Source organism: Vallitalea guaymasensis (assembly GCF_018141425.1).
Lineage (GTDB): Bacteria > Bacillota > Clostridia > Lachnospirales > Vallitaleaceae > Vallitalea > Vallitalea guaymasensis.
The window spans coordinates 3,685,705-3,704,544 of record NZ_CP058561.1; the positions used below are offsets into that span (position 1 = coordinate 3,685,705).

The 18,840-nt window shown below is 30.3% G+C and carries 18 protein-coding genes, 5 tRNA genes and 1 pseudogene; 14 read left to right on the forward strand and 10 right to left on the reverse strand.

Going from position 1 to position 18,840, the window contains the following annotated elements:
- Positions 1-3: 3 nt before the first annotated feature.
- From HYG85_RS15805 to HYG85_RS15825, 5 genes are all read left to right on the forward strand, one after another.
- The gene (locus tag HYG85_RS15805; protein WP_212690453.1) at positions 4-984 is read left to right on the forward strand and encodes a ribose-phosphate diphosphokinase; all 981 of its coding nucleotides are present in this window, start codon (positions 4-6) and stop codon (positions 982-984) included.
- A 57-nt stretch (positions 985-1,041) separates the two neighbouring features.
- Positions 1,042-1,794 (forward strand): AAA family ATPase, encoded by a 753-nt coding sequence (locus tag HYG85_RS15810; protein ID WP_113673860.1) that lies wholly within the window; start codon positions 1,042-1,044, stop codon positions 1,792-1,794.
- A 30-nt stretch (positions 1,795-1,824) separates the two neighbouring features.
- Positions 1,825-2,514 (forward strand): hypothetical protein, encoded by a 690-nt coding sequence (locus tag HYG85_RS15815; protein ID WP_212690454.1) that lies wholly within the window; start codon positions 1,825-1,827, stop codon positions 2,512-2,514.
- A 124-nt stretch (positions 2,515-2,638) separates the two neighbouring features.
- Positions 2,639-3,268, forward strand: coding sequence for a hypothetical protein (locus HYG85_RS15820; RefSeq protein ID WP_212690455.1), 630 nt, complete (start codon positions 2,639-2,641; stop codon positions 3,266-3,268).
- A 177-nt stretch (positions 3,269-3,445) separates the two neighbouring features.
- On the forward strand, positions 3,446-3,775 hold the full coding sequence (locus HYG85_RS15825) for an SH3 domain-containing protein (protein ID WP_212690456.1): 330 nt from the start codon (positions 3,446-3,448) through the stop codon (positions 3,773-3,775).
- Positions 3,776-3,925: 150 nt separating this feature from the next.
- Here HYG85_RS15825 and HYG85_RS15830 read toward each other — a convergent pair whose 3' ends face one another.
- Entirely contained in the window at positions 3,926-4,255 is a 330-nt protein-coding gene (locus tag HYG85_RS15830; protein WP_212690457.1) for a helix-turn-helix domain-containing protein, read from the reverse strand.
- A gap of 443 nt (positions 4,256-4,698) precedes the next feature.
- Here HYG85_RS15830 and HYG85_RS15835 point away from each other — a divergent pair, with 443 nt between their 5' ends.
- Entirely contained in the window at positions 4,699-4,905 is a 207-nt protein-coding gene (locus HYG85_RS15835) for a hypothetical protein (protein WP_113673869.1), read from the forward strand.
- Positions 4,906-4,946: 41 nt separating this feature from the next.
- Here HYG85_RS15835 and HYG85_RS15840 read toward each other — a convergent pair whose 3' ends face one another.
- Complete coding sequence (locus tag HYG85_RS15840) at positions 4,947-5,228, reverse strand: hypothetical protein (protein ID WP_212690458.1); 282 nt, start codon at positions 5,226-5,228, stop codon at positions 4,947-4,949.
- A 64-nt stretch (positions 5,229-5,292) separates the two neighbouring features.
- Positions 5,293-5,982, reverse strand: a complete 690-nt coding sequence (locus HYG85_RS15845; RefSeq protein WP_212690459.1) for a hypothetical protein — start codon at positions 5,980-5,982, stop codon at positions 5,293-5,295.
- Positions 5,983-6,580: 598 nt separating this feature from the next.
- On the opposite strand from HYG85_RS15845, the pseudogene HYG85_RS24815 reads away from it, so the two are divergent.
- The 5 genes and pseudogenes from HYG85_RS24815 to HYG85_RS15870 all read left to right on the forward strand — a co-directional run.
- Positions 6,581-6,763 (forward strand): annotated as a pseudogene (locus tag HYG85_RS24815) (phage holin family protein); the annotation flags it as partial.
- A gap of 341 nt (positions 6,764-7,104) precedes the next feature.
- Positions 7,105-8,016 (forward strand): hypothetical protein, encoded by a 912-nt coding sequence (locus HYG85_RS15855; protein ID WP_212690461.1) that lies wholly within the window; start codon positions 7,105-7,107, stop codon positions 8,014-8,016.
- Between the two features lie 118 nt (positions 8,017-8,134).
- Positions 8,135-8,590 (forward strand): hypothetical protein, encoded by a 456-nt coding sequence (locus HYG85_RS15860; protein WP_212690462.1) that lies wholly within the window; start codon positions 8,135-8,137, stop codon positions 8,588-8,590.
- A 609-nt stretch (positions 8,591-9,199) separates the two neighbouring features.
- Complete coding sequence (locus tag HYG85_RS15865; protein ID WP_212690463.1) at positions 9,200-9,466, forward strand: hypothetical protein; 267 nt, start codon at positions 9,200-9,202, stop codon at positions 9,464-9,466.
- A gap of 183 nt (positions 9,467-9,649) precedes the next feature.
- Positions 9,650-10,531 (forward strand): AraC family transcriptional regulator, encoded by an 882-nt coding sequence (locus HYG85_RS15870; protein WP_212690464.1) that lies wholly within the window; start codon positions 9,650-9,652, stop codon positions 10,529-10,531.
- 174 nt (positions 10,532-10,705) lie between these two features.
- Here the strand turns inward: HYG85_RS15870 and HYG85_RS15875 are convergent.
- The 5 genes from HYG85_RS15875 to HYG85_RS15895 form a co-directional block, all read right to left on the reverse strand.
- Positions 10,706-10,790 (reverse strand) — tRNA-Leu (locus HYG85_RS15875).
- A gap of 19 nt (positions 10,791-10,809) precedes the next feature.
- Positions 10,810-10,883, reverse strand: a tRNA-Lys gene (locus HYG85_RS15880).
- Between the two features lie 47 nt (positions 10,884-10,930).
- A tRNA-Arg gene (locus HYG85_RS15885) sits at positions 10,931-11,004 on the reverse strand.
- A 6-nt stretch (positions 11,005-11,010) separates the two neighbouring features.
- Positions 11,011-11,085, reverse strand: a tRNA-Pro gene (locus tag HYG85_RS15890).
- Between the two features lie 48 nt (positions 11,086-11,133).
- A tRNA-Asn gene (locus HYG85_RS15895) sits at positions 11,134-11,205 on the reverse strand.
- 391 nt (positions 11,206-11,596) lie between these two features.
- On the opposite strand from HYG85_RS15895, the gene HYG85_RS15900 reads away from it, so the two are divergent.
- Positions 11,597-13,126 carry an FGGY-family carbohydrate kinase gene (locus HYG85_RS15900; RefSeq protein ID WP_212690465.1) on the forward strand — a complete coding sequence of 510 codons (1,530 nt, stop codon included), beginning with the start codon at positions 11,597-11,599 and terminating at the stop codon, positions 13,124-13,126.
- Between the two features lie 73 nt (positions 13,127-13,199).
- Positions 13,200-14,915, forward strand: a complete 1,716-nt coding sequence (locus HYG85_RS15905; RefSeq protein ID WP_244971209.1) for an FAD-binding oxidoreductase — start codon at positions 13,200-13,202, stop codon at positions 14,913-14,915.
- 71 nt (positions 14,916-14,986) lie between these two features.
- On the opposite strand, the gene HYG85_RS15910 is transcribed toward HYG85_RS15905, so the two are convergent.
- Entirely contained in the window at positions 14,987-15,550 is a 564-nt protein-coding gene (locus HYG85_RS15910) for a manganese efflux pump MntP (protein ID WP_212690467.1), read from the reverse strand.
- 197 nt (positions 15,551-15,747) lie between these two features.
- Here HYG85_RS15910 and HYG85_RS15915 point away from each other — a divergent pair, with 197 nt between their 5' ends.
- On the forward strand, positions 15,748-17,499 hold the full coding sequence (locus HYG85_RS15915) for an ABC transporter ATP-binding protein (protein WP_330619114.1): 1,752 nt from the start codon (positions 15,748-15,750) through the stop codon (positions 17,497-17,499).
- A gap of 60 nt (positions 17,500-17,559) precedes the next feature.
- On the opposite strand, the gene HYG85_RS15920 is transcribed toward HYG85_RS15915, so the two are convergent.
- Positions 17,560-18,810, reverse strand: a complete 1,251-nt coding sequence (locus HYG85_RS15920; RefSeq protein ID WP_212690468.1) for an MFS transporter — start codon at positions 18,808-18,810, stop codon at positions 17,560-17,562.
- Between the last annotated feature and the right edge of the window lie 30 nt (positions 18,811-18,840).

The following is an 18,840-nucleotide window of genomic DNA, read 5'->3' on the forward strand; positions in this document are numbered from 1 at the left end:
GAAATGAATACAGAAAGTGAAATAAAAGTATTTGCAGGAAGTACTGGTAAAGATTTTGCTGAAAAAATATGTATTTATCTAAAATCACAGTTAGGAAAATCAAGAGTCATAACATTCAGTGAGGGTAACATATATGTGAAAGTTGAGGAAACTGTTAGGGATAAAGATGTATATCTAGTACAGTCCATTGGATTACGTCCTAATGATGAATTTACAGAAATTTTATTCTGGATAGATGCATTCAAAAGGGCAAGCGCTAATTCTGTAACAGTCATCATGCCTTACTTTTCTTATGCAAAAGGAGATAAAAAAGATGAACCAAGAGTATCCATACGTGGTAGAGTATGTACAGAATGCATTGAATTGGCGGGAGCAGATAGAGTTGTAACCATGGATCTTCACAGTCCACAGATCCAGGGATTTTTTAAGAAACCAGTTGACCATCTATTCGCTTTGCCCATATTGTGTGAATACATTAATTCCTTAAAAATTGACGATTTAGTAGTGGTATCACCGGATTCAGGTTTTGCAAAAGAAGCTAGGAAATTTGCTAGGTACCTGAAGTTACCAGTAGCTATTGGAGATAAAGAAAGAGAAGGACATGACGAGAATGCTAAGATAATTGAAATAGTAGGTAATGTGAAGGATAAAAACGCACTGATAGTTGATGATTTTAGTATTTCTGGAGGAACATTGATAGATCTTGCTAATGAGTTGAAGAAACGTGGTGTAAATAGAATATTTGCATGTTTATCTCATGTGCTGTTGAATAAAGATGGAGTTACAAAGCTCGAAAATAGTCCAATAGAGAAGCTTATTTCAACTGATTCAGTATATAACCCATATGTAATGGACAGCAAAAAAGTAAAGGTAATTTCTGTTGCACCTTTATTTGCTGAGACTATAAGCAGAATACACAAAAGAGAATCAGTCAGTCCTCTGTTCAATAAAGTTCCAAAAGAAGTTTTACAGATTGAAGAATAATACAAATATAGCTAGTTAATGGACATTAGACTTTTTAATAGATAGGAAGTGAGTAATATGCTGGAAAAAGGTTTTTATCAATTTATTCGTAAGATAAAGTTAGAACGTGATGGTATTAATCCCAAGGAATATCCATATTGTTTGAAAGCTGTACGTGAATTGAATGAATTAGAGTTGCATCCCAATGTTACATACATTATTGGAGAAAATGGGAGCGGGAAATCAACCCTATTAGAAGCAATTGCTGTGGCATTTGGGTTTAATCCTGAAGGTGGCAGTAAAAACTTTAATTTTAGTACAGAAGAAACACATTCGGTTTTATCAGAATCTCTACGTCTTACTAAAGGGGTTAAAAAACCAAGTGATGGTTATTTTCTAAGAGCAGAAAGTTTTTATAATGTAGCTTCTAATATTGAGCAGTTAGATAGAGAAGGAGGATTTGGTCCGCCTATAATAGAATCCTATGGAGGCATATCTTTACATGAACAATCTCATGGTGAGTCATTTATGTCATTACTTACTTACAGGTTTGGAGGTAAAGGATTATATATATTAGATGAGCCAGAAGCAGCTTTGTCACCAACAAGGCAGCTAGCATTATTAAGAAAGTTACATGAGTTGGTTATGGACGATTCACAGTTCATTATAGCGACCCACTCACCAATCATAATGAGTTATCCCAATTCAACCATCTATAGCTTAGATGATGATTATAAAAAGATTGAGTATCAAGAAACGGAGCATTATAGAGTTATGAAGGATTTTATAAATAATCCTGTAGGAATGTTAAGATATATTATGAAAGACTGACATTAGTTAGTATATAAGGGAGAAAATATTATGATGATATATGGAATTTTGTTATTAATTATTATTTTAACTTTCATACAATATTATATTGAATGGGAATATAGATCAACCAATAGAAAATTATTCAAAATACTATTTTACTGTATTTATTTTATTGATTATATTTTGCTTATTATAATCAGCTATTTTATTACAGATGCAGTCACAGATTTTTTAATAATTACCGGTTCGTTTCTATTAACTCATGTTATGTTTATAGCTATATCTAGAGAGTGGTTTAAATCAAGATTATTTGTCAGGATGATAATGATGATTATCATTCCCATGATTGCTCTTTTGATGCTAATTCAAATTAGTAAATTTGTATTAATCTATAATGTGGGTATTGTTTTCATAGCTATAGCAATTATGTCCAATTGTAAACGAAGGTCTAATATTAAACGTAATTTTATAGAATTTGCAGTATTTGCACTAAGCTTTATATCTTGTTTCATACTATTAGAAAAGAATGGTATGGAAGAAATCTATAACAAACCTCAAGTTCAAACGATTAATAAAATGGTTGATGTGTTAGAAATAGATGATACCAATATTATGAGAATTGGTAAAGATGGAGGATTACGAGGAGAATTAATTGATATTGACATTCAGACAACGAAAGGTTATTACATAGTTTATTATAAAGATGGTAAAATTATAAGATATGAAAAATTACATTAAGATAGAGTTTTAATAGTTTGGTAAGGACTTACTTCTTTTTTTGAGGTAAGTTCTTTGCTTTTGCTTATTTCTAAATTATTTGTTAATATTAAGTTATAAATATGTCGGGAATAAGAGGTGGAAAATGAAAAAGTTAAGTTTAATTATAGTATTAAGTATTTTTTTATTAACAAGTTGTAATAGTAAAACTAATGATGATATTACTAATAGGGATACCAACAATAACAACAAGGTTCTAACTGGTGAAGAGATTGGTGACAAAGGGAAAATTAAAGATATCAATAGTAATAATCAGTATAAGGTTAAAAAATATAAAAGTTATGAAAACAATGATGGAATATTCAAAGTAATTCTATTTATAGAAGATATGGTTTATACTCCTAAAAAGCATATAGATATATTTTCTACAGTAGAGTATGTTGGCGATAGTGAAGAAATAACAATTTGGCATGGTACTCCATATTTTAACTATACTATTTTTGATGGTGAGGATTATTATAATAAAGGTATGACATTAGATGTTTTAAAATGTACAGTGTTAAAAAAGGGGGAAATATATACGATTCCATTTGTTAAATCAGGTGGTTGGTCTAATGATGATAAAGATGCTAAATATTGGAAATCATATTACAAGGATAAAGAACTTAAGTTACCTACAGGAGAATATGAATTAGCTGCATATTGTGACTTTCGATTATCAGAAGATGACTTAAGTTATGAAAATAAGGTTGAAATAGTATTTGAAGTAGAGTAACTAATATGTTTTAATATACATTATTAAAAATATAAAGTAGTAGTACAAGCTGCTTAGAGGATAGCGTGTCTTTTTTTGCGATATTTTTATTAGGTTGAATACTAGGAATTTACAATATTTTCTAATTATATGTGATAGTATATATAATGTATTAATCATTTATAGGAGGAGGTTCAAATGAAAAAACAATTATTAATATTATCATTAGTAATTGGCATGATATTAACATTTAATACTGCTACTTATGCGAAAACCACTGTTAATGTAGATAATCAGATTGAGAGCGTAAATTTACAAAGTGGTCTTCCTGCACCTGGATATATAAGAGGAGTTAATGTACTGTTTAAATCATCAGCAAATACATCTTCTGCAACATTAGGTGTTTTCGAATTTGGTGAAGAAGTTGTAGTAAATTATTTTGCTGGAAATTGGGCTAGTGTATATAGAATTGAGACAGGTCAATATGGATATGTTAATAGAAGATATATATCCTTTGGAGCAGTTTAAAATTAACAGATTATATATCATAAGCCTACATCCATTCAGGGATGTAGGCTATATTTTATGAATAAAATATCATTTATATAATGATAACATATATGCCTATCTTATCTAATGGGTTGAAGCATTATGTAGCTAAAAAAGAGTAGGTTATAATTACCTACTTTTTTCAAGTTTTTGTTTTGTTAATAATTTGGTTGTTTCTCCGACTATTTCGATTTTGTTATCATAGTTTAGTTGCCTGAACGTTTCTAACAGTTGTTTTTCTAGTGTATCCTTATATTCTCTGGTTCCGAATATTAGATAATCAATAGTTGTATTAAGTTCTTTTGCTATATTTGATAAAGTGTCTTGCTTAGGTAAAGTTTTACCATTTATAATATTATATATAGTTCCTTTTGATACTCCTATTTTTTTAGCCAATTCAGGTGCTTTTATACCTTTTACTTCAAGTAATTCAGTTAATCTTTCTCCTATTGTGTTCAATGAATTTAACTCCTTTGCATAAAAGTTTAATGCATTATAAAAAATACTTGACTAATCCAATCGAATATACTATAATATATTTAAGGTTTAATAGATTGAACTAATCTCTGGAATTAGTATAGTTTATTATTTTATTATAGCATATCTAAATATTTTAGTAAAACAATTCTAACCCTGTCACATCTAAAATTAATTATGTTGATAAAAAAATAGTAATGATAGATAGTTAAATAGAAACTATCAAGGAGAACAAGTTAATACAATATAGTATGAATAAAATTAAAATTTGCATAGACCTTAAGCAAGCTGCAATTGACCTGCTGTGTTTACAAAAAATTATAGACTAATTATTATTAATCCAACTCAAGCTGAGATAGAAGAAATTTTAAACAATTATAATGTAATATATGAAATTTTCTAATTACAAAGGAGTGTTATAAATTATGGAAGAGGGTTCAATTGAAGAATTAGAAGCTATATGCCATTTTATTGATAGTTGCTATTATTTCATTAAAAAAATTAAAGTATACATAGATAGTACTTTTTTTACTCCGGAAGCTAGAAATGAACTTATATTTACCATAAAGTTATTGAAGAATTTGATGATTAGATGTACTAATATAATTCTAGCAGGTATTAGTTTTGATTAAATGAGTTGTTGGCAGCTATAAAACATATATTAAGGCTAGGGTTATCCCCTAGCCTGATCTTTTTGGTTGTTTGTATCATATGTAAGTAAGCTAAGTTTTTGATTGATTTGTTTCACATTAATTAGTAATTCAGCAAATGCAATAAATAATATACCTAGCATAATTCCTATACCTACTATATATAATCCATGTAATATCTTTGTATCTTCTGATACTAGTCCATTAAAAGCAATATATGATTTAATAGCTATTAGAACGGACAATGCCATAACAGTTATTCCAACGACGTAAAGTATAAATGGTGTACTACTCTTATTTTTCAACCTAATCACGACCTTTATTTTCTTTTGTTATTCTTGGAATTCAATATGTTTTAAATATATAAGTTTAATTTATCCACATGTGTATTTTATTATCATCCTCATAATGTGCAATACCATATTCATCTAATGTTGATAATATATTCTTATCATAATTTTTAGTTAAACTAATATAATCATTAATTAATTCTTTGAATTCCTTAGAATTTATATAATTTGTACTATTTAAGGCTATTTTATGAATTGACTTTGAATTATCTATTAGAGCTATAATATTGGCTTTTATATCATCTGCATTTTCATAACCAGTTATATCCATTTCATTAAGGGAGATTAAGTTGGTTTTAATGGTTTCTTTGTCCAATGTATTTATATTTTCTATAATATAATTATTATAATCTATTATGTTGTAAAAATAGTCTCCTAAATCACGTATATCATCTAGTACATTAGTTTTTATAGAATTATTGGATATACTAAATGAATTTGGTATTGTTGGCAAATTAGCTGATATAGCGAAGTTATTATAGGAACTAATTATGAAGGAAAGTATAAATGTGCCTCTCAAAAGAAATATTAGTACTGTAGCTATGGAACTAATAGTTATTATCCTACGTTTATATTTCTTTTTGCTATAGTATCCATTTATATAGTCTTTTTCTATGAAACTTGTAAAGCCTGTAGTATTAGTACTGTTTTCCTTATCCAAAGTTTTCATTTGTTTTCTAAATTCAATTTGTGTTTTAGTTCTTTTCACTATTATTTAATATCCCATTTATAATATATTTTTGAAATATTAAATCGTTTATTAGATTAAGTTCTTTTCACCTTATAGTTCGTGTCGCTTATATTTGTTGAGATATTTAATATGATATTTATATGTAATATATGTATAATAGATTCTCTACAGTGTCTCAATAATTTATCAGTAGTGTTCAATTTTGTCCTCCTTCCTTAAATCAATATTTTTGTATTTCTAAGAAACGAGTTAATTTTCGATATTTATTATAACATATTTATTGGATTATCAAAATAGTTTTATAATTGATAGTAGATGACATTCTACTTCTATACGCATTATGATGATATAGACTAGTCATTTGAGTATTGTAATGGTAGAAAAGATGACATTCATTAGAGATTTAATAATTAGTCTTGATTAAAGACTTGTTTAGTAAAGATGAAAAGATTCAGGAACTTAATAATAAGCTGATGAATATAAAATAGAAAAGGATGATTAATTAATGGATTGGAATATCATAGTTGAATTTATTAGACCAGAATTACTTATATTAATAGCTATATGTTTTTGTATGGGGGTATTCCTTAAACAGATACCTTAAGTACCAGATTGGACTATTCCGTTGGTACTTTTGTTTTTTACTTGTATAATATCTATTCTATACATCGGAATAGCATTTAAAGAAGGATTTAATGCTAATAAATACTTAATGGGATTTATATATGGATTGCTTTCGCCAGCAGTAGCTGTATATGGAAATCAAGTTATTAAGCAAATCAAAAAGAATAAGACATAATGATTGGTATAAAGATTTTCATAACTAAGAGAAAGTTCATGTTTTATGTGTGGTATTGTTATGTGAAAAATATTCACAAATCATACTATTAGTATAATTGAATATGAAGGGAAATATAACTAATAAATACATAATAAATATGTTGAAAAATAACAAATTTAAATCTATTTGTAACCTTTTTCAATAAATTGACCTTATATAAATGGGGAGGTATAATATTAAATCCTTTTTTTAAAATAATCACGAAAATTGATAAAATATATTGAAAAATAATTATTTACCAGATATATTAATAATATCAAAATTGATAAATAATAGTATAGAAAGAGGAGAAAAAATTAATGGAAAAATTAATGAAAACTGCAATAATAATTACTATGGTATTTACTATGTTTGTAACTACTGTTGAAGCTAAGGGATTAAACAGAGATCAAGCTATAAATGTATTAGTTAATGCTGGTTGGACACTTGAAGATATTAATGATTTATTAACTGAAGATGCATTATTAGAATTTGCTAATGCTAAAATAGCGGGGTCATCTGTGAAATATTTTAAAGTAACAGATAATGAAGTTGTAGAAGTGTCAAAAAAACAAGCTATGACCAAGGTAGAAGAAAATAAGAAAAAAGAATTGCTAAATACTATAATGCGCAATTCAATAACTACAGATTCACTAGGTGACATATATAAAGATGATCAAACAACTACAGATGGATATATGTCATACTATGTACAAGCATATGATCTTGGTGGGGGAGAATATATGCTTTCGGCAAGATGTGAGTGGTTAATTAATCCCAAAAACAGAAAAACAGATGTGTTTGGTCTAGGACATGATGCTCATTTAACTCAAGAAAGTTCATATACACCGTATTATGTATATAAGGCTGATGTTACAGAACATGATATGGTTACTAAACAATATGAATATTCAACAGAAACACCAGCTTCTATAGCAAAAGATCCAGGAGGAACAGTAATAACCCAAGATTTAAAGGCAGATTATAAGTGGGAGGCAACGGGTTATTATAAAAAATACAAAAATCATCGTCAATATTTACAATATAAGGTTACAGTAAATGACTCAGGTGTTTCTGATGTATCAATCTATGCGGAATATTTACATCAACAGAGTACTTACAGCATATCTCCTAGTGTTTCCTATCCAGTAGGTGGTAGTATTTCGGTAACAATGTCTAGTTTTTTTAAAAGAATGTCACCGAATCCATACTTATCATTTAAAGTGAAATAAGTAATTAAATATTATATTAATGAAACAAGTAATTTAGTAGAGTTATAAGTCTTATGATATGAATAGATAAAGTTTTTTTAATTATTGTAAATATGCTACAGTGAAGGAGGGTAATAAATTGAAAAAAAATATTTTACTTGTAATTTTATTAATTTGTATTGCAGGACTTGGAACTATGTATTACAATAAAGTAGATAACTATAAGTATTTACAATCATCAATTGATCAACGGTTTCAACAGCAAATGGGTCTATTAATTTCAGCTCTAAATAATCTGAACAATGAAACTATTGAAGCAAATGAAGAATATAAACAAGTACTATATAGCTTAACCTATTTAAGAAATATGATGGCATTAACAACTTATAATAAAAAGAACAAAAAACTAGAAGAAGCAATTAATTATTTATATGATTATGAAGATAAAGATTTGTTGATACAATCAGAACTAGTAAATCCAGATAATTTGGAGCTAAAACAAATTCTTGGACATTTTCATATGGATTTAAACTCAGAAAAAAATGCCACACTTTTAATTAATTTTCTAAAAAAAGACAAAAAAAATATCCATTAGGTGTGTATAAGTATGGTTTTACTTATGTAACAAACAATGTATAATGTAGACCTACTTCCTTATTGAGGTAGGTCTTTTTTGATTACTTATTATTAAATTATTCGTTAATATTAATAGGTATTTATCTGTTACTAAAGTTAGAATTTAGAGTATTTAAAATAAGGTGAATAAATATGAACAACTCTTTAAAAAATAAATTGAGTAATTTATTATTAATTGTATACTTTTTAATTATTATTGTAATGGCAATATTACATATGCCTACTGTTAGGAACTACAGAAAAAATAATATTTTATCAGTAATAATTATGGCAGTTACTATTAAAACGGTTGTTATTATATTATATTGGTTTACAATTATGCCAAGATATATTAATTAAGCTAACTAAATACATATCATACGATTGCTTGTAGGTATATTATTAGTTATCATAGATTTATATCAATAGCAATTATATTAAGAAAAGATTATCATGTTTGGTATTAGTTTTTTAATGATTAATATTTACTAAATGTCAACTTACTATATAGATTCTTATATGAATGATATTATTAAAAAAAAAATAAGTTAAAGATTCAAATTAATCTTGATTGATTTTGGAGGTATTTATGAAAAAAGTTGTTTTTGGGGGAATATTGATACTAGCTGGAGTAATGCTTTTAGGAATTGTTTATATTCCAACTTCTATACAATGTATGAATTTAAATGGTTGGACAACTCCTACTGGAAAATTTATGTATGCTATGCAAGAATTAGGTAGTACATTTCCTTATTATCTGAGTATTATTCTTTTAATAGTAGGTATAATAATAGGCTTAATTGGATGCTTTGAGAATACAATTAGGAAATTAATAAAAAACCATAATAAGGATTAAAGTATTGTTTAGTAGAGTAGTCTATAACGAAAATAATTTTTGCTATAATACTCGAAAAGTTAAAATTAAACACTATCTTTAGTAAAAAACATTTGGAATATTTTTGCCGACAATACTGTGCATGAAAAGTCGAGTTAATAACTAATAATAATGTTACTCTTTTATTGAAAGGAGGTTAAGTGAATGAAATGGCTAGAAAAAATGAATAATGCAATAGACTATATTGAAGACAATATTACTAGTGATATCGATTATATTCATTTAGCTAGAACTACTGGCTGTTCTGTATATCATTTTCAAAGGATGTTTTCCTTTATTTTAGATATTCCACTTTCTGAATATATCAGAAGAAGAAGGCTTACACTAGCAGCCTATGAACTGGAGAATAGTCATATGAAAATTATTGATATTGCTCTAAAATATGGTTATGAATCTCCAGATTCATTTACACGTGCTTTTCATAAAATGCATGGAGTTACACCTTCGGTAGCACGTAAAAAAGGTGTACAATTAAAAGCCTACTCTCGCTTATCCTTTCATATTTCAATAAAAGGAGATGTAGCAATGAAGTTCAGAATCGAAGAAAAAAAAGAGTGTGAAATATTTGGTAAAAGTATTACAATTGGAATGAAACAGGATTCATATGAGATAATTCCAAAGTTCTGGAAAGATTTATTACAAGATGGGACATATGAAAAAATATGTAAGATAGCTGGGATTACACCTTTTGGTGACAAGCATTTAAATGCAGCCATTTATGATTTTACTAATGACGGATCTTATAAAAATAAGTATATCATTTATACTACTAAACCAAGTAATACCAAAATACCAAATGGCTTAGATATTGTAACAATACCAAAGGCTAAATGGATTATTTTTTCAGACACGTATAAATCGGTAGAGGAGACAAAAGATATAGTTCAGAAACTGTGGAAAAGAATTTTTACAGAATGGCTTCCAACAACAGAATATGAAATCGTTAATGCACCACAATTAGAGGTTTACCCAGATAATAGTAACACAGTAGAAGTATGGATACCAATAAGGACTATTAATCTATAAAGAACTAAAGCACTGTTTAGTAGGCACACTAATTCTAAATCAAAAAATTTATATTTTAATGTAAAATATTAACAGGCGTTTTTTTGCCTTAAGCGTACTAGACCAAATAAAAAGTAATCAAAAAAAGGTTATATCATAATGATATAGCCTTTATAAATGCGATAAAATCGTTGATGCAGTTGGGGGGACTCGAACCCCCAAGTCCTTATCGGACACTAGATCCTTAGTCTAGCGCGTATGCCAATTCCGCCACAACTGCTAATTTTAGATGAAAAAAATGAGCCACCCGGGACTCGAACCCGGGACACCTGGATTAAAAGTCCAGTGCTCTAGCCGACTGAGCTAGTGGCCCATAGTGTAAATAATATGTTTGTATAATGCTCATTATTTTTTAATGAGCGTGCCTGCAGGGATTCGAACCCCGGACACGTGGCTTAGAAGGCCACTGCTCTATCCTACTGAGCTACAGGCACATACAATCGGGGTGACAGGATTCGAACCTGCGGCCTCTTGAACCCAAATCAAGCGCTCTAGCCAAGCTGAGCCACACCCCGTTTTGAAATCAGATCGCAAAACGATTTAAAACTATTATTTAAAAGCAACTCCCCGAGTGGGACTCGAACCTACAACCCTTCGGTTAACAGCCGAATGCTCTACCATTGAGCTATCGAGGAACAGCAAAATGAATTATATAGTAATTTCATCAAAATGTCAATACTTTTTTTGAAAAAAATTTTCAGTGGTGTACAAACCCAGTAAAAATCAGTGTTACAAGGTAGAAGGTTAAATACTCTGAAATGATTTATTTGCGTGAATTAAAAGTCATTCGTAGAAACATATAATAATCTTGAATAATTTTATAAAAAATGATAAAATTAATAGGACGACATACGGACAACTATATGACCTGACGTTAGAACATCGTCAACATATATTATCTTAATAGGAGGTGTAATATAAATTCACGTTTATAGATACATATAAAATATATATTGTTTATTAGTGGTTTTACTGGTATTCCTGTGTTAAAATAAAACTAAGTAATTGATACGGGAGGAATTATGGATGGGAAAATATGTACTTGCAATTGATTGTGGTACACAGAGTTTAAGGGGATTAATCTTTGATAAGAACGGAAAATTACTGGTAAAAGTAAAAAGAGAATTTAACCCTTATTACTCAGTTGAGCCTGGTTGGGCTGAACAAGATCCAAATGTTTATTGGAATAGTTTATGTGAGGTTTGTAGACAGATCAAAGAAGATGAGAAAGATGTCTTCAATGAAATTGACAGAGTAGTTGTAACTACACAAAGAGATTCATGTGTTCTACTTGGTAAAAATGGTGAAATCATAAGACCTGCTATTCTATGGATGGACCAGAGGAAGATTGAAAAGCCAAGAGATATGACTCTATATCATAAGTTAACTATAACGACTGTAGGTATGATGACAACAGCTAAGAATTTTAGTCTTAACTGTAATGCTCATTGGATACAAGATTATGAACCAGAGAATTGGAAGAAAACTCATAAATATTTACAAATATCAGGATTCTTAAACTATAAATTAACCCATGAATTCAAAGACAGTATTGCTTCTCAGATTGGACATATTCCTTTTAATTATAAACACTTTAGGTGGGAAGGTAAACGAGGTCAAAAAAGTCAAATATTCCATATTGAAAGAGAAAAACTGTGTGACTTGGTAGCACCAGGAGGTGTAATTGGCTATGTAGTAGATGAAGCTACTAATGAGACTGGATTGAAAAAAGGTATTCCAGTTATAGCAGGAGGTTCCGACAAAGGCTGTGAAACATTAGGTGTCGGGTGTTTTGATAACTATACCGCCAGCATTTCATTAGGTTCCAACGCATCTATACAAACCACTTCTAGAAAATATTACGAAGCGCTGAGATTTATTTGTCCATTCCCAGCGGTGATACCAAAAGCTTATAATCCAGAAATACAAATATATAGAGGATATTGGATGATTTCTTGGTTCAAGAAGGAGTTTGCTCAAAAAGAAGTCACACAAGCAAAAGAATTGAATATAGCTCCAGAAGAATTGCTTAATAAAAGATTGAATGATATACCGCCAGGTTGTGATGGATTGGTATTCCAGCCTTATTGGGGGGCAGGAGCCAAGAGACCGGAAGGTAAAGGAGCAATAATAGGTTTTGATGATTATCATACAAGAATACATATATATAGGGCAATCATAGAAGGTATAGGTTTCGGATTATTTGAAGGTTTACAATATATACAGAAAAAATCTAAGATAAATATACAAAAGATTATGGTATCTGGAGGGGGTTCTCAGAGTGATGCTATATGTCAAATAACAGCAGATTTATTTAATAAACCTGTTTACAGGGTTCAGACTTACGAGACGTCTGGATTAGGTGCTGCCATTGTAGGATATGTATCAAAAGGTGAATACAATTCATTTGATGAAGCAGTTAAGAACATGGTTCATCTAAAAGATGAATTTTTACCAAACCCTGCAAATGTTCAAGTATATAAGAATATATACGACAACATTTATTCTAAGGTATATAACAAATTGAAACCCTTATATAAACAGATGCAAAAATAAACTAGAATGCAATCACTTGAAACTATATGAATGATATTACAGCTTAGAGCTTAATATCCAAAGGAGGAATTTGATGTCAAATTATAAAGGATTCATGCCAGAATGGGAACATGAAGCTCCACCGGAAAGAAGTTTCAGATCTATACTAAAATGGGGTAATCCTACAGAATATAAATGCCCTAATGAAAGATTGTACAAAGTTATAAAAGATACTTTTGGACTGGATGATGAATATTTTAAAACAAAACAAGGTGAAGGATTAGATAAAGTTGATATGGAGGTTCCAGTCAATCTATCAGAAGAACAAATACAAAAGTTCAGAGAGATTGTTGGAAATGATAATGTCAAATTGGATACATATACAAGATTAAGGGTTTCCTATGGAAATACCATGATAGACCTTATGAGACTAAGGAATAAAATTGTTGAAAACTTACCGGATATAGTTTTATATCCAAGCAATAAATCACAGATAGAAGATATAGTCAGCTACTGTTCAAGTGAAAAAATTCCAATCTACTGTAAAGCTGGAGGTTCAACTGTAACAAGAGGTATGGAAGCTATGAAAGGTGGAGTCAGCCTTGATTTAGCTGTTAATTTTAATAAGGTTGTATCTTTCAATGAAAAGAATCAAACTATCACAGTAGAATCAGGAATGCAAGGACCAGAATTAGAAAGAGTACTTAATAATGCAAAAGACACTTTAGGAGCTAAGGGAAGTTATACTTGTGGACATTTCCCACAGTCTTTTGAGTATTCTGGTGTAGGTGGTTGGGTTGTAACCAGAGGAGCTGGTCAAAACTCTAGCTACTATGGAAAGATAGAAGATATCGTTATATGTCAAGAATATGCAACACCAGTAGGTATAATAAAAACAGAAGAGTATCCAGCAATGGCAACAGGACCTTCAATAGATCAGATTATGATTGGTAGTGAAGGAGCATTTGGTGTTCTCACTCATGTAACATTGAGAGTATTCAAATACATGCCTGAAAATAGAATCAGATTCAGCTATATATTCCCAAGCTGGGAAAACGCTCAAGCTGCTGCTAGAGAGATAACTCAAGGTGAATTCGGAATGCCTTCTGTATTTAGATTATCAGACCCAGAAGAAACCAGTCTAATGTTAAAATTATATAATGTCGAGGGAACTAAGCTTGATTCCATCATGAAGAGAAAAGGTTTCAAACAAATGGAACGATGTCTTTTCCTAGGATTCACTGATGGAGAAATCGGATTCTGTAAGAATATGAAGAAAAAGCTTCACAAGATATGTAAAAAATATGGAGCCATGTATTTGACAGGATATCCAACTAAGCAGTGGGAAAAAGGTAGATTTAGAGACCCATATATGAGAGATGCCTTAGGAGATTTCGGTATTGTCATTGATACAATGGAATGTTCAGTAACATGGGATACAATGAGTGAAGTTCATAGAGGGCTAAGAGAATATTGTAAAGCAAGACCAGAAACTATCTGTCTTACTCACATGTCTCATGTGTACCCACAAGGTGCTAACTTGTATTTCATATTCATAGCTAGGATGGAAATGGATGAATATGTAGAATACCAAGCAGGAATCCTTGATAACTATGTAAAATATGGAGCAGCTATCAGTCACCATCATGGTATTGGTAAATCATTTGGTCCTTGGTTGGAACACTCAATAGGGGAAAATTGTTATGATATAATAAAAACCCTAAAAAAACACTTTGACCCTGACAATATAATGAATCCAGGAGGAACCCTTGGATTAGATGTAGAAAGAAGACTATTGAAATATAAGTGATATAATAGGGACTGTATTGTAATGAGTTTTTTTAGCTTATGGCTATATCCACATTATGATACAGTCCCTTATTAGCTATTTATAAGATGAGTTATAAGAATTTTCAATCCTATCATAATAAGAATTATACCTCCTAAAATATTGACACATGATTGCAGTTTAGTACTTTTACTAAGACTCTTTCCGATAAATACTCCCATTACAGATGCAAAATATGTAATTTGTCCAATCAGACATACAGCTATCAGTATATTTGCATTCAACAATGAAAAAGTAACTCCAGTTGCAAGAGCATCAATGCTTGTTGCCAAAGACAAAGTCAGTAAAACCTTCAAGCTGTCAATGGATAATGCATTCAATGAAGGATTCTTGGATTCTTTTATAAAATTGATACCTATAGCAGATAACAATAAAAATGCTATCCAGTGGTCTATAGGGTCGATTACTCTTCTAAGTGAACAACCTAAAGCCCATCCTATTCCTGCCATCCCTCCCTGAAATAATCCAAAGGACAAACCTGCTTTTACAGCAGTCAGATTATAATCATTATCACTTGCGATACCCAGGGTAATAGATACTGCAAAAGCATCCATAGAAAGACTTAGTGCAACTAAAACAATAGAATATATACTCAATAGAATACGTCCTTTCAACTATTTTTCTAAAAGTTACCTAGTCATTTAATATATAATACATCATAAGAAATTATATGCTAATATTCTAATAAAACTTTCATAAAAATTGATACTGAATAATAGATGTGTTATAATAGAAAACTACATGAGTTCTAGCAGAAATTCTGCTATGTAAATTTGATGTAAGAGGTGATACTTTGAAAAAAGACAATAAGATGTTGAAGAGATTTATTAGCTACTATAAACCACACAAAAAATTATTCATAATTGACATGATATGTGCTTTTTTGATAGCATCAATAGATTTATCAGTTCCAATGTTATCTAGGTATGCATTGAACGACCTACTACCCAAGAACCAGTTTAGAACCTTCTTCTTATTTATATTAATGTTATTAGGACTTTATTTGATAAGATCGGTTTTTCAGTATATCGTGGATTTCTGGGGACATATTCTAGGTGTAAGAATGGAATATGATATGAGAAGAGACTTATTCAAACATCTTCAATCATTATCTTTTAGATTCTATGATAAGACAAGAACCGGACATATAATGTCTAGAATGGTTAATGATCTGAATGAGATAACTGAGCTTGCGCACCATGGACCTGAAGACCTTTTCTTATCACTTATTATGTTAATTGGAGCTTTTTTTGCCATGTTATTCATGGAATGGAGATTAGCTCTTGCCGTATACATATTCATTCCTTTCCTTGTATGGTTTGCTATTAAGCAAAGAACAAAAATGTCAAGAGGATTCAAGAATGTCAAGAAAAAGATTGCTAATGTGAATGCTCAATTAGAAAGTAGTATTTCAGGAATAAGAGTGTCCAAATCATTTGCTAATGAAGAACATGAGATGGAAAAATTCACTTTCGGTAATAAAGAATTTAGAGCTTCCAAAGACGTCGCTTATAAAAATATGGCTATATTCAGTGTAGGTATGGGATTCATAACTAAGATTCTTAATCTGGTAGTTATAGGGTTCGGAGGTTTCCTTATCATGAAGGGAACTATGGATATAATGGATTTATTAGCCTTCATAATGTATGTTAATGCATTTTTACAGCCTATCAGAAGGTTATCCAACTTTGTTCAGCAGTTTGAATCTGGTATGACTGGATTTGAAAGATTTACTGAACTAATGGAAATAGAACCATTGATAAAAGACAAGTTGGGTGCTGTAGATTTAAAGAATGTTACAGGTAATATAGATTTCAATAACGTAACCTTTTCCTATAATGACCATGAAAAAGTGCTTAACAATATAAATCTTAATATCAATGCAGGTAGGACATTGGCGTTGGTAGGTCCTTCAGGCGGAGGTAAGACAACGTTATGCCACTTGATTCCACGATTCTATGAGGTAGATGAAGGAATGATTACTATTGATGGTAAGAATATAAAAGATATCAAAGTAAAGTCACTAAGAAGTAATATAGGCTTAGTATCTCAAGATGTATTTCTGTTTGCTGGAACTATCAAAGATAATATCATGTATGGAGATATAAGTGCTTCAGAAGAGAGACTTATTGAAGCTGCTAAAAATGCTGAGATACATGACTTCATCATGGGACTTCCAGATGGTTATGATACTAATGTAGGAGAAAGAGGTATAAGACTATCAGGAGGACAAAAACAAAGAATAAGTATAGCTAGAGTATTCCTCAAGAATCCTCCTATACTAATATTGGATGAAGCAACGTCAGCTCTTGATAACGAAACAGAGATAAAAATCCAACGTGCACTTGAAAAACTGTCAAAAGGAAGAACATCTCTCGTTATTGCACATAGATTATCTACAATAAAGAATGCTGATGAGATTGTGGTTATAACTGAAGAAGGTATCAAAGAAAAAGGTACCCATGAACAACTGCTTGCCAGTGAAGGTATATATGAAAAATTGTATAAAGCACAATTCAAAGGTTATATACCTGATCAAATCTAAGGTAATGTGTATGTAAATATATGATATAAAAAAAGGGGATGGCTGTCTGGTCATACCCCTTTAACTTGCTTTACATATTCTAGAATCATCATCTTCGTCATCTATCATATCGTTTCTTATTATACGAATAGTACTTAGTCCCGATATCGCTGTTATGACACCTATAAAAATACAAATATGACCTGTTTCATAATGTTCTAAGGCAATACCTCCAAGATAATATCCTAATGGGACTGTGACTGAACATAATATTCCCATAACACTTGATACTCTACCAAGAATATTATTAGGAACTAAAGTCTGGACCACTGTACCTAATGAAACATTGACAATTCCAAAAGAACATCCTAACAGGAGCAGAGATATTATACCAGTATATATATTACTTATGAATGCAAATGGTATCAAAAATAATCCTTCACATGTCAATCCTATGAACATTAGTTTATAATTACCTATCTTCTTACTTATCTTGGGTATTATGAAAGACATCATTAGTCCACCAACAGACATAGCAGCTAGAAGTGTACCATATACGTCACTGCCAGAATTAAGATCTTTTTTTGCAACTACAGCGATAATCAATGACAAAGGTGCGAATAAAAAGTTTATGATTACACCTCCAACGATAATCACATGGAGTAGGTCTTTATTTTTTATTGTATAACTTATGCCTTCTTGGAAATCGCTTAGTAATGTTGATTCTTGTACCTCAGACATATCCAGGCGAGGGATTTTTATAAAACTCTCAGAAAAACTAGATAACAGGAATGAAATACTATTAAGTAAAAATAATCCTGGAATTCCTATAAGAATAACTAATACACCACCTAAAGCAGGACCAAGTATGGAAGAACTATATCTTAATATTTGTGATAGTGAATTAGCCTTGACCAAGTGTTCTTTTTTTACAATAGATGGAATAGATGCTCCTATAGCAGGGGAAAAGAACGCGCTAGTCGCTGACATAAAAGCAGATATCATATATAAAGTCCATAATTCCAGATTGCCAGAGTAGCACAGTATGGCAATTATCCCTACAAGTAATCCATTGATCAAATCGGATATGACAATTATTTTTTTCCTATCTGCTCTATCAGCTAATGGACCGGTGAATGGACTTAATAACACTTTTGGTGCTACAGTAAATACCATTGTAATACCTGCTTTTCCGGGAGAGCCAGTAATTTCAAGTACATACCACATAACTGCCAGTGAATGAAAATTACTGCCTAAAACTGAAACTAATTGTCCTAACCATAATAATACGAAATTCTTATTTCTGAATATGCTATCTTCTTTTAACATCATATAACCATCCTTTTCTATTTATTGACTTAC